Raw genomic sequence first — 18,477 nt, 5'->3', positions numbered from 1 at the left:
GGAGCGGGCGCTTGGTTCAGGTGGCGGTGGCCGACAGGCCGGAAGAGTCGGCGGGCGGAGAAACGGCGCGCGAGGAAAAGAAGGTCGCCGTCCATGGCGCCGCCACCGTCCGCTTCGAGCATCGCCACGGCGAGACCCGGCTGGCGACGCTTTACCACCATGACCCGCTGCGGGTGCTGATGCCGACGCCGCGCCGGGACGACCTTCCCATCGCGGTGCTCGCCACAACCTCGGGCGGAATGGTCGGCGGCGACCGCATGGACATCGCCCTGTCCGTCGGGGCCGGCACCAGGGCGCTGATCACCACCCAGGCGGCCGAGAAGGTCTATCGCTCCACCGGCGCAGACTGCCGCATCGACACCGCCCTGTCGGTGGAGGAGGGCGGCTGGCTGGAATGGATGCCGCAGGAAGCCATCGTCTTCGAAGGCTCCCGCCTGCGCCGCCTGACCCGGATCGATTTGTCGGGCGACGGCCGCGCCATCGCCGGCGAGATGCTGGTCTTCGGCCGCGCCGCCTTCGGCGAGACGGTCACCCGCGGCCTGATCCGCGACGCCTGGGAGGTTGCCCGCGACGGCCGCCTGGTCTGGGCCGACGCCCTGCATCTGGACGACGACATCGCCGAGGCGCTGGCCCATCCCGCCGGCTTCGGTGGCGCCGCCGCCTGCGCCACCCTTCTCCATGCCGCTCCCGACGCCGCCCGCCACCTCGATGCGGTCCGCGCACTGGCCGAGCCGATCGAGGGCGCCCGCATCGGCGCCACCGCGCTGGACGGCCTGCTGATCGTCCGCATCCTCGGCGGCGATGCCCGCACCGTGCGGCGCGCCTATGCGATGCTGTGGTCGGGCCTGCGCGCCGAAGCCGCGGGTCTGCCCACCCGCCTGCCGCGGCTGTGGGAGGTGTGAGGCGCTGCCCGAGCTTTGGCGCCAGCACTTTCAACCCTCTACGTCATACGACGCACTTGGCGTGCCGTCCCGGCGTGGCATAATCGCCGGCAACGAACAGGGCGGCGAAAGGGCAATCCCCCGATGAACCTGACAGGGCGCGAGAAGGACAAGCTGCTCGTCGCGATGGCGGCGATGGTGGCGCGGCGGCGGCTGGAGCGCGGCGTCAAGCTGAACCACCCGGAGGCGGTCGCCCTCATCACCGATTACGTGGTGGAGGGTGCGCGAGACGGCCGCACGGTGGCAGAACTGATGCGGGACGGTGCCACCGTGCTGACCCGCGATCAGGTGATGGAGGGCATCCCCGAGATGATCCACGACATCCAGGTCGAGGCGACCTTCCCCGACGGTACCAAGCTCGTCACCGTCCACCAGCCGATCCGTTGAGAGGGGATGCCCGATGAAACCCGGTGAAATCTTCCCGGCGGCCGGCGAGATCGTGCTGAACGACGGCCGTGCCACCGTCGAACTCGACGTCGCCAATGCCGGCGACCGCCCGATCCAAGTCGGTTCGCACTACCATTTCTACGAGACCAACAGCGCGCTGACCTTCGACCGCGAGCAGGCCAGGGGTTTCCGGCTCGACATTCCGGCCGGGACGGCGGTGCGCTTCGAGCCCGGCCAGACCCGGCGCGTGACGCTGGTCGCCTATGACGGCGACCGGGTGGTCATCGGCTTCAACCGCAAGGTCAACGGCGCCCTCTGACGGGCCGACAGGAAGGGCGAACGACAATGGCGCACCGCATCGACCGGGCCGAATATGCGGCCCTCTATGGCCCGACCACCGGTGACCGCATCCGGCTGGCCGACACTGACCTGATCGTCGAGGTCGAACGCGACCACACTGTCTATGGCGAGGAGGTGAAGTTCGGCGGCGGCAAGGTGATCCGCGACGGCATGGGACAAAGCCAGCGCTCGCGTCACCAGGGAGCCGTCGACACCGTCATCACCAACGCCCTGATCATCGACCATTGGGGCATCGTCAAGGCCGACATCGGCATCACCGGCGGGCGCATCGCCGCCATCGGCAAGGCCGGCAACCCCGACATCCAGCCCGGCGTCGACATCATCATCGGTCCGGGCACCGAGGTGATCGCCGGCGAAGGCAAGATCGTCACTGCCGGCGGCATCGACGCCCACATCCATTTCATCTGCCCGCAGCAGGTGGACGAGGCGCTGAACAGCGGCGTCACCACCATGCTGGGCGGCGGCACCGGCCCGGCCGCCGGCACCTCGGCCACCACCTGCACGCCGGGGCCGTGGCACATGGAGCGGATGCTCCAGGCCGCCGAAGGACTGCCGATCAACCTGGGCTTCTTCGGCAAGGGCAACACCAGCCGTCCCGACGCGCTGCTGGAGCAGATCGCCGCCGGCGCCTGCGGCCTGAAGCTGCACGAGGATTGGGGCACCACGCCCGACTCCATCGACACCTGCCTGACGGTGGCCGACCAGCTGGACGTCCAGGTGGCGATCCACACCGACACGCTGAACGAATCGGGTTTCGTCGAGGACACCATCGCGGCATTCAAGGGCCGCACCATCCACACCTTCCACACCGAAGGGGCGGGCGGTGGACATGCGCCGGACATCATCCGGGTGGCCAGCCTCGCCAACGTGCTGCCCAGCTCGACCAACCCGACGCGGCCCTTCACCATCAACACGGTGGACGAGCATCTCGACATGCTGATGGTGTGCCATCACCTCAGCCCGCGCATTCCGGAAGACGTCGCCTTCGCCGAAAGCCGCATCCGGCGCGAGACCATCGCGGCGGAGGACATCCTGCACGACCTGGGTGTCTTCTCCATGATCTCGTCGGACAGCCAGGCGATGGGCCGGCTGGGCGAGGTGGTGATCCGCACCTGGCAGACCGCGCACAAGATGAAGCTCCAGCGCGGGCGTCTGCCGCAGGAGACCGGCGACAACGACAATTTCCGGGTCAAGCGCTACATCGCCAAATACACCATCAACCCGGCGCTGTCGCACGGCATCGGCCATGTCGTCGGCTCGGTCGAGGTCGGCAAGCTGGCCGATCTGGTGGTGTGGTCGCCTGCCTTCTTCGGGGTGAAGCCGGACATGGTGATCAAGTGCGGCACCATCGCCGCCGCGCTGATGGGCGATCCCAACGCCTCGATCCCGACGCCGCAGCCGGTGCATTACCGCCCGATGTTCGGCGCCTTCGGCCGGGCGATGCAGGCCAGCAGCGTGACCTTCGTCAGCGCCAAGGCGCTGGAGCTGGACGTCGGCCGCCAGCTTGGCCTGCACCGCGAACTGATCGCCGTCAAGGGCACCCGCACCGTCGGCAAGAAGGACATGATCCACAACGACGCCACCCCGCACATCGAGGTCGACCCCGAAACCTACGAGGTGCGGGCGGATGGACAGCTGCTGACCTGCGAACCGGCGGACGTGCTGCCGATGTCGCAGCGGTATTTCCTGTTCTGAAGCACGTTTTTATCCCCTCTCCCCGCTGGGGACAGGGTTAGGGTGAGGGGGATGCGCAGGCCGGACTCTTTCGGCTGCGCCGAACCCCCTCATCCCAACCTTCTCCCCAGGGGGGAGAAGGGGTTTTCGGTAGGGCTCAAGCAGTTGATCGGTGTATTCGACTCAGGACATGGCGGATTGACGGTGCTGCGCGCCCTGGTGGACGCGGCCCCCGGTCGGCCCTTCGTCTATCTCGGCGACCATGCCGCCGCGCCCTACGGTCCGCGCAGCGAGGACGACATCTACCGGCTGACCATCGCCGGGATGGACCGGCTGTTCGCCCAGGGCTGCCGGCTGGTCGTCATCGCCTGCAACACCGCCGCGGCCGTCGCGCTGCGCCGGCTCCAGCAGGAATGGCTGCCGTCCGCCCATCCCGGCCGCAACGTGCTGGGCGTGCTGGTGCCGATGGTGGAGGCGATCACCCGCGTGCCGTGGATGATCGACACCGTTCCGCCCGACCATCTCGCCGAACCGCGCAGCGTCGGCATCTTCGCCACCGCGGCGACGGTCAACTCCGGCTCCTTCCCGCGGGAGATCGGCAAGCGGGCGCCGTCCGTCCGCGTCGTGCAGCAGGCCTGCCCCGATCTGGTGCCGCTGATCGAACGCGGCGCGTCGGACGACGAGATCGAGCCGGCGGTGAACGGCTATGTCCGCGTCCTGCTGGACAAGATGGGCAGCCAGCCGCTGGACACGGTGGTGCTGGGCTGCACCCATTACCCGCTGGTCCGCCACCTGTTCGCCCGTGCGCTGCCGCCGGGGGTGGAAGTGCTGTGCCAGCCGACGCTGACCGCCCGTTCGCTGGAGCAGTATCTCGACCGCCACCCCGAATACCGCCCTGACCCGGCCGAGCGTGGCCTGAAATTCTTCACCACCGGAGACGCGGCGCTGGTCAGCGAACTGGCCGGCCGCTTCTTCGGCCACCCGACCCCCTTTGAACGGCTTATCTGATGACCGATCCCGCCCGCCGTGCCACCCGAGTCCACGCCCGCGGCCATTGGCCGGTCGAGCAGGCGGCCGGCACCGTGACGCTCGCCTTCGACGACCGCTTCCGCCGCCGCATGGCGATGACCGACGATGCCGGCGGCACCTTCCTGCTCGACCTGCCGCGGGCGGTGGCGCTGGACGACGGCGACGGGCTGGAACTGGGCGACGGCAGCTTCCTCCGCGTGGTCGCCGCGCCTGAGGAGTTGATGGAAGTCCGTGTCCCCGGCCCGGTCGAGGCCTTCGCCCGCGTCGCCTGGCATCTCGGCAACCGCCACCTGCCGGTGCAGATCGTCGGCGACACCATCCGGCTGCGCCGCGATCATGTGATCGAGGACATGCTGCGCGGGTTGGGGGCCGAGGTGCGCGACGTGTCGGCACCCTTCATGCCGGAAGGCGGCGCCTATGGCGGGCATTCGCATGGCGGCGGGCATGGTCATTCGCACTGACGTGGATGGCGTCTCCACCCACGCCCTGACGCGCCTTCTGGCGTGGCTGTCGCCCAGCTTTCCGGTCGGCGGCTTTTCCTACAGCCATGGCATCGAGGCGGCGGTGGAGCAGGGGCTGGTGCGCGACCGGGCGACGATGATCGTCTGGCTCGACGGCATCCTGCGCCATGGCGCCGGGCGGACCGACGGCATGCTGTTCGCCGCGGCCCACCGGGCCGTGCTGGCCGGTGACGAGGCCGGGTTCGCCTGGGCGGTGGAACGGGCCGACATCCTGCGTGCGTCGGCAGAGATGGGGCTGGAATCGCGGGCACAGGGGCAGGCCTTCCTGCTGGCGATCCGCGCCGCATGGCCGCTCGACGGGCTGGCGCGCTGGGATGCGGTGATCGCCGGCACCGGGCGGCCGGTCGCCTATACGGTTGCGGTGGCGCTGGCGGCATCCCTGATCGGTGTGGCCGAAGGGCCGGCGCTGACCGCTTATCTGCATGCCTTCTCCGCCAACCTCGTTTCGGCCGGCGTGCGGCTGGTGCCGCTGGGCCAGACCGACGGACAGCGGGCGCTGGCCGCCCTCGACCCCATCACCCACCGGGCGGCCGACGCGGCGCTGGCGGCCCCGCTCGACGCTCTCGGCGGCCGGGCGATGGCCGTCGATTGGACCTCGATGATCCACGAAACCCAATATACGAGGCTGTTCCGCTCATGAGCGCTCTCCCCGCTATCGAAAAGAGCCACGCCGGCCCGCTTCGCGTCGGCATCGGCGGTCCCGTCGGCTCCGGCAAGACCGCACTGACCGACGCGCTGTGCAAGCGCATGCGCGAGGATTGGGAGGTCGCGGCGATCACCAACGACATCTATACCAAGGAGGATGCGGAGTTCCTCACCCGCTCCGGCGCGCTGAAGCCGGAACGGATCATGGGGGTGGAGACCGGCGGCTGCCCGCACACCGCGATCCGCGAGGACGCCTCGATCAACCTCGCCGCCGTCGACCAGATGAACGTCAAGTTCCCCAACCTCGACCTGATCTTCATCGAATCGGGTGGCGACAACCTCGCGGCGACCTTCTCGCCGGAACTGGCGGACATCACCATCTACGTCATCGACGTGTCGGCCGGCGACAAGATCCCGCGCAAGGGCGGGCCGGGCATCACCCGGTCGGACCTGCTGGTCATCAACAAGACCGATCTCGCGCCGATGGTCGGTGCCAGCCTGGAGGTGATGGACCGCGACGCCCGCAAGATGCGCGGCGACCGTCCCTTCGTCTTCGCCAACGTAAAGGCGGGCGAGGGGGTCGATGCCATCCAGTCCTTCATCGTCCAGCGCGGTGGATTGCCCCTTCCGGGCTGACCGTTCACAACTGGGGGAAGATCGGCGCCCGGGATTCTCTGGCCGATGGAACCTCCGGCTTGACCATGCTGTTCATGCAGCATGAGACGATTCAAGCCGGAGGATGCCCTGATGACGCGCCCCACCCCTGCAACGGCCCTGCTGCTGGCCGCGCTGGGAACCCTGTCCTTCGCCGCGCCCGCGTTGGCGGCCGACGACTGCGCGGCTGGGCTCGACCGGCTGGGACAGCAGGCGGCGGCTCTCGAGGCTGCCGGCCCCGGCTCCGCCGCACCGGTGACCCAGCAGGAAACCGCCCAGCTGCGCGCGCTTCAGCAGGCGGCCCAGGCCGCCGCGCAGAAGGGCAACGCCCCCGCCTGCCAAGCCATCCTGGGCGAGGCGACGGCATTGCAGGATTCCATCGCCCGTCCGCGCGCCATCGCGGCCGACGATCTTGAGAATGCCAAGCTGCGCAGCCCGGACGGCAAGGATCTCGGCAGCATCTCCGAACTGATCATCGATCCCGGCACCGGGCGCGTCGCCTATGCCGTGGTCGAGCTGGGCGGCTTCCTTGGCATCGGCGAGGCCGACTTCGCGGTTCCGTGGGCGCTGTTCGCCCCGTCGGGCGAGGGCTATGTCCTGAATGTGCCGAAGGACAAGCTGACCAACGCGCCGCGTTTCGACGACAAGAACCGCCCGAACATGAACGACCGCCAGTGGGCGATGGCGGTTCACACCTATTATGGCGTCGCCCCCTACTGGATGCGCGATTCCGCTACGCTGGCCGCCATTGCCGGCGCCGCCGGCGGGAATGGCGATATCTCGGCGGCACCGCTGCGCCAGGAGGTGCAGCGCCTGTCGCAGGAAGTGGCGCGGCTGAATGGCGAATTGCAGCAGGCGCGCGGCGCCGCCGGTTCCAGCGGGGCGACGCCCGGTGCCGGAATGGGGCAGGGCGGTGCGCCACAGGCGGCGCCGGATGCCGCCGCGCAGACGCCGTCCGGGAACGGCAGCCCCCAGCCGCCGGTTTCCCAACAGTGACGCGTTAACGATCCGATGGCGGACGATCCCCGATTGGGACCCGTCTGACCGGGACCCGCATTCAGGAGGACCGACATGGAACTCTCTTCGATCACCGATACGGCCCAGCGCAACCTGCGCGGCATTGCCGACACCATGGCCGACCGCTTGCCCGGACCCACCGGCAGCCACGGCATCAATGTCGGCCACAACGAACGGCTGGCGTCGCTGGCCGGCGGCGTGGTGTTGGCGGTGCTGGGCCTGCGCCGGCCCAACTGGACCGGCGCCGCCATGGCGCTGGCCGGCGGTGCCCTGGTCGCGCGCGGCCTGACCGGCTATTGCCCCGGCAAGGCGATGCTGGCCGACTGGTCGCACAATGACCGGGCCGCGTTTCCAGCGCAGGATGTCGAGCATGGCATCGACCCCTATTCCCGCCATCCCGGCGACATCTATCAGGAGAGCTGCGAGGAGGAGATCGTTGACGAGGCTTCCCAGGAATCCTTCCCGGCGAGCGATCCGCCCTCCTTCAGCCCGGGCGTTGCGCGGTAAGCGGGCAATCAGCCAAGCGGCCTGATGCCATAACAGAAATGTCATCAAGAAACGGCCTGCCAGTCCCACGCTGGCAGGCCGTTTTTGATATGGATCAATGAAAGACAGAATTCGGACGACTTCGGCTTTTACTGATCGTTCCTGCGGCAATGCTGCGCAATGATTGAGACGCATGTGCGGTTCGCGCCCATTGCACGTTGCGGACCCGCGGCGGTTCGTTTATGGTGCACTGCACAAGGAACGCCGCGTCTGTGCACACGGCGAAAGGCCGCCACGGTTGCGGCCGCTCCTCCCGTCACATCGACCGCAGGACAGTCCGCATGACCACGATCATTCCCGCCGCCGCCACGCTCGAAGGCAAGAAGGGGCTCGTTCTTGGCATCGCCAACGACCAGTCGATCGCCTGGGGCTGCGCCCGCGCCTTCCGCGCGATGGGTGCCGACCTCGCGGTCAGCTATCTGAACGACAAGGCCAAGAAGTTCGTCGAGCCGCTGGCCCAGCAGCTCGAGGCCGAGATTTTCGAACCGGTGGACGTCACCGGCGAGGGCGAGCTGAAGGCCATCTTCGACAAGATCGGCGAGAAGTGGGGCAAGCTCGACTTCGCGCTGCATAGCATCGCCTTCGCCCCGAAGGAGGATCTACACGGCCGCGTCGTCGATTGCTCGCGCGAGGGCTTCCAGCAGGCGATGGACGTCTCCTGCCACTCCTTCATCCGCATGGCCAAGTATGCCGAGCCGCTGATGAAGGACGGTGGGTCGCTGTTCACCATGTCCTATTTCGGCGCCAACCGCGTCATCGACAATTACGGCGTCATGGGTCCGGTCAAGGCCGCCCTGGAAGCCAGCGTCCGCTATCTGGCGGCCGAGCTGGGCCCGAAAGGCATCCGTGTCCATGCCATCTCCCCCGGCCCGATCAAGACCCGCGCCGCCTCCGGCATCGCCCATTTCGACGAGCTGATGAACAAGGCCGCCGAGCGTGCGCCGGAAGGCCGTCTGGTCACCATCGAGGAGGTGGGCTACACCACCGCCTTCCTCGCCACCGATGGTGCGAAGGGCATCACCGGCGACACCACCTATGTCGACTGCGGTTATTCCATCGTCGGCTGACGATGGCAGATCCCGATCCCTGCCCGATGGCGGCGGGGATCGGATTGCATGATGGGGCGGGTGCGGCGACGCATCCGCCCTGTTTCGTTCCGGGCCTCCCCTCCGCCCGTCTCCTGGCGGGTGCGTCATATTGCCGTGTGACGCCGCCGACTGTTTTGGCGCAATGGTGACACCAGCCATAATCCGGGCTAACGGGGTGCCGGCAAGGGGGGAGGCGGCAGGGTCATGGGCGCCATAACGTGGCGACGGCAGTTGAGCGTCGGCCAACCGTCCATCGACGACGATCACAAGCATCTGATCGAGTATCTGAATGAACTCGACGCAGCGCTGGCTGCTGAGCGGTTCCAGCCGGTACGCGTCGCCAAGATCCTGGTCAAGCTGCTGGAATACACCAAGGAGCATTTCGCCCGCGAAGAGCGGATCATGCAGATCGTACACTACCCGAAATTCGAGGAGCACGTCGCCATGCACCGTGCCGCGGTGAAGATGGTCAGCGAGCTGTCCAACCGCTTTTCGATCGACCCTACCCACGAGAATGCGGAGCAGCTCTACAAATTCACCGCCGACTGGCTGGTCCGCCACATCATCCTGATGGACACGCAGCTGACGCCCTATGTGCGTGGCGTGTGGGCGTGAGGGGGAAGGGGCCGTCCCTTATACCCCACGAACTCCGCCGTCCGGTAGCCCTGGGCGTAGAGCAGGGCGGTGAGATCGCCGTGATCGACGCGGGCGCGGGCCTCGGCGGCGACCACCGCCTTGGCATGGAAGGCCACGCCCAGCCCGGCGGCCAGCAGCATCGGCAGGTCGTTGGCGCCGTCGCCGACGGCCATGGTTTCCGCCACCGGCACGCGATGCTCGCCAGCATAGGCCATCAGCGCCTGGAGCTTGCTGTCCTTGTCGAGGATCGGCTCGATCACCTTGCCGGTCATCACGCCGTCGACGACTTCCAGCTCGTTGCCGCGATCGTCGTCGAAGCCGATCCAGCTGCGCACCCGGCCGGTGAAGCAGCGGAAGCCGCCCGACACCAGGACACAGACGGCGCCGTTGGCGCGCATGGTGCCGACCAGCTGGGCGGCACCCGGCATCAGGGTGGCGCGCTGCCACACCTCGTCGATCACCGTCTCGCTCAACCCCTTCAACAGGGCGACCCGCTCGCGCACCGCGTCCTTGAAGTCGATCTCGCCGTTCATGGCGCGGGCGGTGATGTCGGCGATGTGGTCCTTCAGCCCGACATAATCGCCAAGCTCGTCCAGCATCTCCTGCTCGATGATCGTCGATTCCATGTCGGCAACCAGCAGCCGCTTGCGCCGCGTCGCCGCCGGCTGGGCGATGATGTCCAGCGCCACGCCGGTCCCATTCGCCGTCAGGGCATGGCGGATCGCCGCCTCCGCCTGTTCGGGTGCCAGATTGCCGAAGGGCAGGTCGCAGGCGGTGCCCGGCGCCAGCCAGTCCGGTGCGCCGGCATCGGCGCCCAGCCCGACCAGCGCCGCCTTGGCGGTCTGGACGGCGGCCTCGTCGAGCGTGGCGGTGCGGGGGGCGATCAGCGTGGCGACGGCGTTCATCGGCGGGTATCCCGAGGAAAAGAGGGCCTTTGCGCGCTGCCTACCACAGCCAAGGGGGCCGGGTCCAACGAAGCTTCGGCGTCGGCTTGCGGTTGGGGCACGCGGTTGGGTGTTGCAAAGCGGGCGCCGGAACGCCATGCAAGGGCGATGAGCGACCTCACCGCCCCTTTGGCCACCTCTCTGACTGACGTCATCGTCATCGGCGGCCCCACCGCGTCGGGCAAGTCGGGGCTGGCGCTCGCCATCGCCGAGGCGTTCGGCGGCACCGTCATCAATGCCGACAGCATGCAGCTCTACGCCGACCTGGATGTGCTGACCGCCCGGCCGCCGGCTGAGGATCTGGCGCGGGCGCCCCACCGGCTCTACGGCGTGCTGCCGGCGGCGGAACGCGGATCGGCGGCGCGCTGGCGCAACATGGCTCTGGCGGAGATCGCCGCCGCCAGGGTCGAGGGCCGGCTGCCGGTGGTGGTTGGCGGCACCGGCCTCTATCTGCGCGCGCTGATGCAGGGGTTGAGCGAAGTGCCGCCTATCCCCGACGAGGTGCGTGCCGCCGCCCATGCCCGGTTGGCCGCCATCGGCGGCGAGACCTTCCGCGCCGAACTGGTCGCCCGCGACCCGGCGTCGGCAAAGCTGAACCCCGGCGACACCACCCGTCTGACCCGCGCCTGGGAAGTGCTGGAGGCCACCGGTCATCCATTGTCGCACTGGCAGAGCCGGACCGCCCAGGGCGCGCCGGCCGATCTGCGCTTCACCATTCTCGTGCTCGATCCGCCGCGGGCCGACCTTTATGCCCAGTGCGACAGGCGCTTCCATATGATGATGGAGCAGGGGGCGCTGGGGGAGGTGCGGCGATTGGACGCTCTGGCTCGCGAACAGGCCCTCGCCCCCGACCTGCCGGTGCTGAAAGCCCTGGGAGTGCCCGAACTCCGCCGCGTTCTGCACGGCGAAATCCCGCTCGACGAGGCCATAGCGCTGGCCCAGCAGTCGACCCGCCGCTATGCCAAACGGCAGGTCACGTGGTTCCGGCATCAGATTGTTGGCAAATCACCCGATATGCTGGTAAGTCATACAGGACAGCATAGCTGCCATACCATCGATCTGCCTTGTTCGCTTGCGGTACGAAATGCAATGCTCGACCGCCTGAGAACGATACTAAATTACTGATCCGAAGGAGAAGCACCGTGTCGGTTGATTGGGGTCATGTGTTCGCGGGCCGCGTGGGCGGCATGACGGCGTCCGAAATCCGGGAACTGCTGAAGCTGATCGATCGTCCGGAGATCATCTCCTTCGCCGGCGGCATCCCCGATCCGGACCTGTTCCCCAGCTCGGCCATCGCCCGCGCCTACGAGAAGATCTTCCAGTCCAACTCCGGTGCCGGCGCCGCCCTGCAATACTCCATCACCGAAGGCTACACGCCGCTGCGGGAGTGGATCTGCAACTACATGGGCGGCAAGGGCGTCAACATCGGGCTGGACGGCGTTCTCATCACCAACGGCTCGCAGCAGGTGCTGGAGTTCGTCGGCAAGCTGCTGATCGGCCCCGGCGACAAGATCGTCGTGACCCGCCCGACCTATCTCGGCGCGCTCCAGGCCTTCTCGCCCTACGAGCCGACCTATCTTTCCATCCCGATGGACGAGGAAGGCCCGGAGATGACGGCGCTGACCGAGGCGCTGGCGCAGAAGCCGAAGTTCTTCTACCTCGTCCCCGATTTCCAGAACCCCAACGGCACCACGGTGACGCTGGCCCGCCGCCACGCCATCCTGGACGCCTGCGAGGCGGCCGGCGTGCCGGTGATCGAGGACACCGCCTATTGCGAGCTGCGCTATGACGGCGAGCATCTGCCGCTGCTGGCGGCGCTGGATTGCGAGCGCAACGGCGGCAAGCTGACCAACGTCATCTTCGGCGGCACCTTCTCCAAGACGATGGTTCCGGCGATGCGCGTCGGCTGGGTCAACGCGGCGCCCGAGGTGGTGAACCGGCTGGTCCTGATGAAGCAGGCCGCCGACCTGCATGCCAGCACGATCAACCAGATCGTCATGCATGACGTCGTCTCGCAGATCTTCGACAGCCACCTCAAGCTGCTGCGCACCCAGTATAAGGAGCGCCGCGACGCCATGCTGGCGGCGCTTGAGGAATACGCCCCGCCGGGCGTCACCTGGACCAAGCCGGAGGGTGGCCTGTTTGTCTGGATCGAGGCGCCGGAGGGTGTCGACGGTACCGAACTGCTGGCCCGCGCCATCAAGGAGGCCAACGTCGCCTTCGTCCCCGGTTCGGCCTTCCACGCCGACCGGTCGGGTAAGAACACGCTGCGGCTGGCCTTCTCCGTCACCAAGCCGGCCCAGATCCGCGAGGGCATCCGCCGTCTGTGCGGGTTGTTGAAGACCGCCGCCTGACGGCTCCGGCTTTTCATCGTCGCCTCTTCGGAACGGCGGCCGCGCTTCGGTGCGGCCGCCGTTTCCGTATCCGGTGGAAACCAAGCGGCGCAGAGCCGGTGTTGCAAAGCCAGTGCGCAACATTTGGAAAAACTGCGGCAAAAAAACTTTGCGAACATTCGCAAAATGGGTTGACCTGCGACCGAGCTTTTGACTAATTTGCCGCTCCCGGCCCCCGCCAGCGGGGCTAAGCCGTTGTTCCGGCGGCATAGCCCAGCAGTCTCGGTCGGTGACAAGTCCAAGGAACCGGGTGCCTTAGAGGAGGCGCCCACATGAGAAGGTCGTGAGCGATGTCCGAACAGAAGCTGACCGGCGCCCAGATCGTCATCAAGGCCCTGAAGGATCAGGGCGTTGACATCATCTTCGGCTATCCCGGCGGCGCCGTACTTCCCATCTACGACGCGCTGTTCCAGCAGAACGACCTCAAGCATGTCCTTGTACGCCACGAGCAGGCCGCGGTTCACGCGGCCGAAGGTTACGCGCGCTCGACCGGCAAGGTCGGCTGCGTGCTGGTGACCTCCGGCCCCGGCGCTACCAACGCGGTGACCGGCCTGCTGGACGCGCTGTGCGACAGCATCCCGCTGGTCTGCCTGTCGGGCCAGGTGCCGACCCACCTGATCGGCAACGATGCCTTCCAGGAAGCCGACACCACCGGCATCACCCGTCCCTGCACCAAGCATAATTACTTGGTGAAGGACGTCGACAATCTGGCCCGCACCCTGCACGAGGCCTTCTATGTCGCGCGCAGCGGGCGTCCCGGCCCGGTGCTGATCGATATTCCGAAGGACGTGCAGTTCGCAGACGGCACCTACGTCCCGCCGGCAGAGGTCAAGCACAAGACCTATCGTCCGCAGGTGAAGCCGGAGATCGCCCGCATCGAAGAGGCGGTGGAACTGATCGCCAACGCCAAGCGGCCGGTCTTCTACACCGGTGGCGGCGTGATCAACGCCGGCCCCTTCGCCGCCAAGCTGCTGACCCAGTTCGTCAAGACCACCGGTTTCCCGATCACCTCCACCCTGATGGGCCTGGGCGCCTTCCCGGCGTCCGAAAGCCAGTGGTTGGGCATGCTCGGCATGCACGGCACGTACGAGGCGAATCTCGCCATGTACGAATGCGACGTCATGATCAACATCGGCGCCCGCTTCGACGACCGCGTGACCGGCAAGCTGTCGGCCTTCTCGCCGGGCTCGAAGAAGATCCACGTCGACATCGACCCCAGCTCGATCAACAAGAACGTCGCGGTCGACATTCCGATCGTCGGTGACTGCGGCGCCGTGCTGGAAGACATGCTGCGCATCTGGAAGGCGCGCGCCAAGTCGCCGGACAAGGCCGCGCTGAAGGAGTGGTGGGGCAAGATCGAGGGCTGGCGCGCCCGCAACTGCCTGAACTACAATCGCACCGAGTTGGTGATCAAGCCGCAATATGCGCTGGAGCGCCTGCGCGAGGCCCTGCGCGGCAAGGACCACTACATCACGACGGAAGTCGGCCAGCACCAGATGTGGGCCGCCCAGTTCCTGCCCTTCGACCAGCCCAACCGCTGGATGACCTCGGGCGGGCTCGGCACCATGGGCTACGGCCTGCCGGCCGCCATCGGCGCCCAGTTGGCCCACCCCGATGCCATCGTCGTCGACGTGTCGGGCGAAGCCAGCTTCCTGATGAACATGCAGGAGATCGGCACCGCCGTGCAATACCGCGCGCCGGTCAAGATCTTCATCCTGAACAACCAGTATATGGGCATGGTGCGCCAGTGGCAGGAACTGCTGCACGGATCGCGCTATTCCCAGAGCTACTCCGAAGCCCTGCCGGACTTCGTGAAGCTGGCGGAATCCTGGGGTTGTGTCGGCCTGCGCGCCACCACGGTGGCCGAGGTCGATCAGGTGATCGAGAAGATGCTGGCGGTCACCGACCGCCCCTGCATCATCGACATCGCCGTCGATCCGAAGGAGAACTGCTTCCCGATGATCCCGGGCGGCAAGGCCCACAACGAGATCCTGTTCGGTCCGGACGACAGCCCGTCCGACGCCACGCCGGAAGACGGCATGGTGCTGGTCTGATCGGCTGACGACGAACGAACAGGAGGGACGGGTCTCATGGAAAACGTGATCGAAAAGCACACCATCGCCGTGCTGGTGGACAACGAGCCGGGCGTTCTCGCCCGCGTCATCGGGCTGTTCTCCGGCCGCGGCTACAACATCGAAAGCCTGACGGTGGCTGAGGTGAACAACGCCGACCACCTGTCGCGCATCACGCTCGTCACCTCCGGCACCCGGATGATCATCGAGCAGATCAAGGCGCAGTTGAGCCGGCTGGTTCCGGTCCACCGCGTCCATGACCTGACCGACGAGGGGCCGGCGGTGGAGCGCGAGTTGGCGCTGGTCAAGGTCGCCGGCACCGGCGACAAGCGGATCGAGGCGCTGCGCCTCGCCGACATCTTCAAGGCCAAGGTGGTGGACGCCACGCTCACCAGCTTCGTCTTCGAGCTGACCGGCACCACCGAGCAGGTCGACGACTTCGTCGGCCTGATGACCCAGCTCGGACTCGTGGAGGCCAGCCGCACCGGCGTGGTCGCCATGTCGAAGGGGCCGGCGGCCTTCTAAGGCGCCGCTCCCGCAGAACAGCATTCTGCGAAAGATTGGGGCGGCAAAAACGCAAGGAAGCTTTGCATTTTGCCGTTCCATCGAGCGATTGTTTCTCTTGACGCGCGGCTTTGCTCAATGGAGTAATCCGCCGCAGGAAACGCACTCTGTCTTCGTTCGTTGTGAATTCAAGGAACCATCTCCATGCGCGTCTATTACGATCGTGATGCCGACGTCAACCTGATCAAGGGCAAGAAGGTCGTCATCGTCGGCTACGGCAGCCAGGGCCACGCCCACGCCCACAACCTGCGTGACAGCGGCGTGAAGGACGTGCGGATTGCGCTCCGCCCGGGTTCGGCCACCATCAAGAAGGCCGAGACCGCCGGCTTCACGGTGATGACCCCGGCCGAAGCCGCCGCCTGGGCCGACGTCGTGATGGTTCTGACCCCGGACGAGCTGCAGGCCGACCTGTACAAGGACGATCTGGCCCCGAACATGAAGCAGGGCGCCGCCCTGGCCTTCGCGCACGGCCTGAACATCCACTTCAACCTGATCGAGGCCCGCGCCGACCTCGACGTGTTCATGATCGCGCCGAAGGGCCCCGGCCACACCGTGCGCAGCGAATACCAGCGTGGCGGCGGCGTGCCGTCGCTGGTCGCCGTTCACCAGAACGCCTCGGGCAACGCGCTGGACATCGCCCTGTCCTACGCCTCGGCCAATGGCGGCGGCCGCGCCGGCATCATCGAGACCACCTTCAAGGAAGAGTGCGAGACCGATCTGTTCGGCGAGCAGGCCGTGCTCTGCGGCGGCCTGACCGAGCTGATCCGCGCCGGCTACGAGACGCTGGTCGAGGCGGGCTACGCGCCTGAGATGGCCTACTTCGAGTGCCTGCACGAAGTGAAGCTGATCGTCGACCTGATGTACGAGGGCGGCATGGCCAACATGCGCTACTCGATCTCCAACACGGCCGAATACGGAGACTACCGCACCGGCCCGCGCATCATCACGCCCGAGACCAAGGCCGAGATGAAGCGCGTCCTGACCGACATCCAGGAAGGCCGCTTCGTCCGCGACTGGATGCTGGAATGCAAGGCCGGCCAGCCGTCCTTCAAGGCGATCCGCCGCCGCAACGCCGAGCACGAGATCGAAAAGGTCGGTGAGAAGCTGCGCGCCATGATGCCGTGGATCGCCGAGCGCCGTCTGGTCGACAAGTCGAAGAACTGATCCGGCGAAAGCCTGTCGGTTCGATGAAAAGCGCGTCCCTTCGGGGGCGCGCTTTTTATTTGGCTTTCAGATGCTCCGGCGTGACGCCGAAAATCGTGTCGAATTCCTTGCTGCCGGCCTCGGTGATCGTCACTGCACGGCTGTCGGGACTGCGTGCGATCCAGCCGCGCTCCAGCGAACATGTCAGCAGGGCTGCGCCCAGCCTTCCGGCCAGATGGTGCCGCCGCTCGCTCCAGTCCAGGCAGACCCGACACAGGGGCCTGTGGCGTCCACCGGCGTCGGGAATTGCGAGACCCAGGCCGCCCAGGAAATCGCGGCCGTCGTCGGTGACCAGGGCGCCGCCGTCGCCAAGGATAACGAATCCACGCTCGTTCAGCCTGTCGGCCAGTTTCGTGCCGAGCCGTCCGGCGAGATGGTCGTAGCAGGTGCGGGCGGTCCGCAGCGCCTCGTCCTTCGGGCCGGGCGGCCGGTGGCGCCGCGGGCCGGCGGCGGCCACCGCCATCAGGCTCTCCATCGCCTGGGCGATGTCGGGGGAGGCCAGCCGGTAATAGCGGTGCCGGCCCTGGCGTTCCATCGCCAGCAATCCCGCCTCGCTCATTTTGGCAAGGTGACCGCTCGTGGTCGCCGCTCCGACACCGGCATGCCAGGACAATTCGCCGGCGGTCAGCGCCTGCCCGCCCATCAGGGCGGAGAGGATGTTCGCCCGCGCCGGATCGCCGATCAGCGCGGCGATGGTGGCGATGCCGTTGGCGGAGGCGAGGGGGAAGGGCGGGCTGGTCATGGCCATCAGTTTAGGCCCCGTCGCCGGCCCCGTCAGCCGCCGACGTTTCGTCCGCCGCCGAAGCGTTTGCGGCGGGCTCTCAAGGGCTCGGCTGTCATGGTGGTCCCCTTGCAGACCGATGGAGCCATCATGACCAGTCTTCCTGCCCCCGATACCGCAGCTTCGCGGCCCGATCTGCGTGTCGAGCTTTCCTTGCTGCTGGCCCTCGCGACCTTGTGGGGCGCGTCCTACAGCTTCATCCGCATCGGCGTCGAGACGATCCCGCCGCTGACCTTCATCGCTGGGCGGACCTTGATCGCCGGAGCCATCCTGCTGGCGGTCATCCGCTGGCGCGGCCTGTCCCTGCCGCGGGAAGGGGCTGTGTGGAAGCGGTTTCTCCTTCAGGCCTGTCTGAACAGCGTTCTCCCTTTTACCCTGATTGCCTGGGCCGAACAGACGGTCGATGCCGGGTCCGCAGCGATTCTCAACGCGACCACACCGATCTTCGCCTTCCTCCTCACCCTCCTGTTGACCCGGCACGAGGCCGTGGGCTGGCGGAAGGCGATCGGTGTGTTCGCCGGTCTCGGTGGAACGGTGCTGATCATCGGGACGGGGGCCATCGACGGCATCGGCCACGATCTGCTGGCACAAGGAGCCATCGTCCTCGCCACGATCTGCTATGCCGGAGCAGCCATCTTCGGCCGTATGTTCAAGGGGCTGGATCCGATCATGCCGGCCGCCGGGTCGTTGCTGTGCGGGGCTGCGCTGTTGCTGCCGGTCAGTCTGGCGGTCGACCGCCCCTGGACCCTGTCGCCGTCACCGGACTCGCTGCTGGCGCTTGCCGGCCTGTCGGTCTTCTCGACCGCGCTGGCCTTCGTTCTCTATTTCCGGCTTGTCCACACCATCGGATCGGTTCCGACAACCGCGCAAGCCTATCTGCGAGTGCCGATCGGGGTGGGAATCGGCGTTCTGATGCTGGGCGAGACGCTGGAGCCGACCATGCTTGCCGGCTGTGCCTTGGTCGTGCTGGGGGTGGCGGCGATGACCATCCCTGTCCGCTCCCGGTCCTGAGCCGATCCGCT

20 protein-coding genes are annotated in these 18,477 nt (G+C 67.3%); 18 read left to right on the top strand and 2 right to left on the bottom strand.

Going from position 1 to position 18,477, the window contains the following annotated elements; all coding sequences use genetic code 11:
- The first annotated feature begins 20 nt into the window (after positions 1-20).
- The 12 genes from ACWPN8_RS11930 (at position 21) to ACWPN8_RS11875 (ending at position 9,477) form a co-directional block, all read left to right on the top strand.
- Entirely contained in the window at positions 21-902 is an 882-nt protein-coding gene (locus tag ACWPN8_RS11930) for an urease accessory protein UreD (RefSeq protein ID WP_492241388.1), read from the top strand.
- A 123-nt stretch (positions 903-1,025) separates the two neighbouring features.
- Entirely contained in the window at positions 1,026-1,328 is a 303-nt protein-coding gene (locus ACWPN8_RS11925) for an urease subunit gamma (RefSeq protein WP_014248459.1), read from the top strand.
- Between the two features lie 13 nt (positions 1,329-1,341).
- Positions 1,342-1,647, top strand: a complete 306-nt coding sequence (locus tag ACWPN8_RS11920) for an urease subunit beta (protein WP_109096155.1) — start codon at positions 1,342-1,344, stop codon at positions 1,645-1,647.
- A gap of 26 nt (positions 1,648-1,673) precedes the next feature.
- Positions 1,674-3,383, top strand: coding sequence for an urease subunit alpha (ureC, locus tag ACWPN8_RS11915; protein WP_492240889.1), 1,710 nt, complete (start codon positions 1,674-1,676; stop codon positions 3,381-3,383).
- Positions 3,384-3,527: 144 nt separating this feature from the next.
- Positions 3,528-4,370, top strand: coding sequence for a glutamate racemase (murI, locus tag ACWPN8_RS11910; protein ID WP_492240888.1), 843 nt, complete (start codon positions 3,528-3,530; stop codon positions 4,368-4,370).
- The gene (locus tag ACWPN8_RS11905; RefSeq protein WP_492240887.1) at positions 4,370-4,852 is read left to right on the top strand and encodes an urease accessory protein UreE; all 483 of its coding nucleotides are present in this window, start codon (positions 4,370-4,372) and stop codon (positions 4,850-4,852) included. Before murI ends, ACWPN8_RS11905 begins: the two co-directional genes overlap by 1 nt.
- The gene (locus tag ACWPN8_RS11900; RefSeq protein ID WP_492240886.1) at positions 4,836-5,552 is read left to right on the top strand and encodes an urease accessory protein UreF; all 717 of its coding nucleotides are present in this window, start codon (positions 4,836-4,838) and stop codon (positions 5,550-5,552) included. The genes ACWPN8_RS11905 and ACWPN8_RS11900 overlap by 17 nt, the downstream gene beginning before the upstream one ends.
- A complete protein-coding gene (gene ureG / locus ACWPN8_RS11895) occupies positions 5,549-6,193 on the top strand; it encodes an urease accessory protein UreG (protein WP_109096150.1) in 645 nt (214 codons plus the stop codon). The genes ACWPN8_RS11900 and ureG overlap by 4 nt, the downstream gene beginning before the upstream one ends.
- Positions 6,194-6,304: 111 nt before the next feature.
- Positions 6,305-7,207 (top strand): PRC-barrel domain-containing protein, encoded by a 903-nt coding sequence (locus ACWPN8_RS11890; RefSeq protein WP_492240885.1) that lies wholly within the window; start codon positions 6,305-6,307, stop codon positions 7,205-7,207.
- 75 nt (positions 7,208-7,282) lie between these two features.
- Positions 7,283-7,735 (top strand): YgaP family membrane protein, encoded by a 453-nt coding sequence (locus ACWPN8_RS11885; RefSeq protein WP_109096148.1) that lies wholly within the window; start codon positions 7,283-7,285, stop codon positions 7,733-7,735.
- 320 nt (positions 7,736-8,055) lie between these two features.
- Positions 8,056-8,841, top strand: a complete 786-nt coding sequence (gene fabI / locus ACWPN8_RS11880) for an enoyl-ACP reductase FabI (RefSeq protein WP_109050864.1) — start codon at positions 8,056-8,058, stop codon at positions 8,839-8,841.
- 225 nt (positions 8,842-9,066) lie between these two features.
- Positions 9,067-9,477 carry a bacteriohemerythrin gene (locus ACWPN8_RS11875; protein WP_109096147.1) on the top strand — a complete coding sequence of 137 codons (411 nt, stop codon included), beginning with the start codon at positions 9,067-9,069 and terminating at the stop codon, positions 9,475-9,477.
- Here the strand turns inward: ACWPN8_RS11875 and serB are convergent.
- Positions 9,453-10,403, bottom strand: coding sequence for a phosphoserine phosphatase SerB (serB, locus tag ACWPN8_RS11870; protein WP_492240884.1), 951 nt, complete (start codon positions 10,401-10,403; stop codon positions 9,453-9,455). The genes ACWPN8_RS11875 and serB overlap by 25 nt on opposite strands.
- 147 nt (positions 10,404-10,550) lie before the next feature.
- Between serB and miaA the strand changes: the two genes are divergently transcribed.
- The 5 genes from miaA (at position 10,551) to ilvC (ending at position 16,635) form a co-directional block, all read left to right on the top strand.
- Positions 10,551-11,567: a tRNA (adenosine(37)-N6)-dimethylallyltransferase MiaA gene (miaA, locus tag ACWPN8_RS11865; protein ID WP_492240883.1), complete on the top strand. Its 1,017-nt coding sequence runs from the start codon at positions 10,551-10,553 to the stop codon at positions 11,565-11,567.
- Positions 11,568-11,584: 17 nt separating this feature from the next.
- Positions 11,585-12,796 (top strand): aminotransferase-like domain-containing protein, encoded by a 1,212-nt coding sequence (locus tag ACWPN8_RS11860; RefSeq protein ID WP_492240882.1) that lies wholly within the window; start codon positions 11,585-11,587, stop codon positions 12,794-12,796.
- A 329-nt stretch (positions 12,797-13,125) separates the two neighbouring features.
- Complete coding sequence (locus tag ACWPN8_RS11855; RefSeq protein WP_492240881.1) at positions 13,126-14,889, top strand: acetolactate synthase 3 large subunit; 1,764 nt, start codon at positions 13,126-13,128, stop codon at positions 14,887-14,889.
- A 36-nt stretch (positions 14,890-14,925) separates the two neighbouring features.
- Complete coding sequence (gene ilvN / locus ACWPN8_RS11850) at positions 14,926-15,432, top strand: acetolactate synthase small subunit (RefSeq protein ID WP_109096143.1); 507 nt, start codon at positions 14,926-14,928, stop codon at positions 15,430-15,432.
- A 183-nt stretch (positions 15,433-15,615) separates the two neighbouring features.
- Positions 15,616-16,635, top strand: coding sequence for a ketol-acid reductoisomerase (gene ilvC / locus ACWPN8_RS11845; RefSeq protein WP_098739341.1), 1,020 nt, complete (start codon positions 15,616-15,618; stop codon positions 16,633-16,635).
- Positions 16,636-16,690: 55 nt separating this feature from the next.
- Here the strand turns inward: ilvC and ACWPN8_RS11840 are convergent, their stop codons facing one another.
- A complete protein-coding gene (locus tag ACWPN8_RS11840) occupies positions 16,691-17,422 on the bottom strand; it encodes an ArsR/SmtB family transcription factor (RefSeq protein ID WP_492240880.1) in 732 nt (243 codons plus the stop codon).
- 123 nt (positions 17,423-17,545) lie between these two features.
- Between ACWPN8_RS11840 and ACWPN8_RS11835 the strand changes: the two genes are divergently transcribed.
- A complete protein-coding gene (locus ACWPN8_RS11835) occupies positions 17,546-18,466 on the top strand; it encodes a DMT family transporter (RefSeq protein ID WP_492240879.1) in 921 nt (306 codons plus the stop codon).
- Positions 18,467-18,477: the final 11 nt, after the last annotated feature.

Source organism: Azospirillum sp. UENF 112521 (assembly GCF_058780665.1).
Note: the sequence above shows the minus strand (reverse complement) of the source record. Positions and strands in the feature narration are given on the sequence as shown.

Bases quoted from the DNA above. Each gene is read 5' to 3' on its own strand.
- ACWPN8_RS11925 (WP_014248459.1), top strand. From the start codon at position 1,026: ATGAACCTGACAGGGCGCGAGAAGGACAAGCTGCTCGTCGCGATGGCG.
- ACWPN8_RS11920 (WP_109096155.1), top strand. From the start codon at position 1,342: ATGAAACCCGGTGAAATCTTCCCGGCGGCCGGCGAGATCGTGCTGAAC.
- ureC (WP_492240889.1), top strand. From the start codon at position 1,674: ATGGCGCACCGCATCGACCGGGCCGAATATGCGGCCCTCTATGGCCCG.
- ACWPN8_RS11905 (WP_492240887.1), top strand. From the start codon at position 4,370: ATGACCGATCCCGCCCGCCGTGCCACCCGAGTCCACGCCCGCGGCCAT.
- ACWPN8_RS11900 (WP_492240886.1), top strand. From the start codon at position 4,836: ATGGTCATTCGCACTGACGTGGATGGCGTCTCCACCCACGCCCTGACG.
- ureG (WP_109096150.1), top strand. From the start codon at position 5,549: ATGAGCGCTCTCCCCGCTATCGAAAAGAGCCACGCCGGCCCGCTTCGC.
- ACWPN8_RS11890 (WP_492240885.1), top strand. From the start codon at position 6,305: ATGACGCGCCCCACCCCTGCAACGGCCCTGCTGCTGGCCGCGCTGGGA.
- ACWPN8_RS11885 (WP_109096148.1), top strand. From the start codon at position 7,283: ATGGAACTCTCTTCGATCACCGATACGGCCCAGCGCAACCTGCGCGGC.
- fabI (WP_109050864.1), top strand. From the start codon at position 8,056: ATGACCACGATCATTCCCGCCGCCGCCACGCTCGAAGGCAAGAAGGGG.
- ACWPN8_RS11875 (WP_109096147.1), top strand. From the start codon at position 9,067: ATGGGCGCCATAACGTGGCGACGGCAGTTGAGCGTCGGCCAACCGTCC.
- serB (WP_492240884.1), bottom strand. From the start codon at position 10,403: ATGAACGCCGTCGCCACGCTGATCGCCCCCCGCACCGCCACGCTCGAC.
- miaA (WP_492240883.1), top strand. From the start codon at position 10,551: ATGAGCGACCTCACCGCCCCTTTGGCCACCTCTCTGACTGACGTCATC.
- ACWPN8_RS11855 (WP_492240881.1), top strand. From the start codon at position 13,126: ATGTCCGAACAGAAGCTGACCGGCGCCCAGATCGTCATCAAGGCCCTG.
- ilvN (WP_109096143.1), top strand. From the start codon at position 14,926: ATGGAAAACGTGATCGAAAAGCACACCATCGCCGTGCTGGTGGACAAC.
- ilvC (WP_098739341.1), top strand. From the start codon at position 15,616: ATGCGCGTCTATTACGATCGTGATGCCGACGTCAACCTGATCAAGGGC.
- ACWPN8_RS11840 (WP_492240880.1), bottom strand. From the start codon at position 17,422: ATGGCCATGACCAGCCCGCCCTTCCCCCTCGCCTCCGCCAACGGCATC.
- ACWPN8_RS11835 (WP_492240879.1), top strand. From the start codon at position 17,546: ATGACCAGTCTTCCTGCCCCCGATACCGCAGCTTCGCGGCCCGATCTG.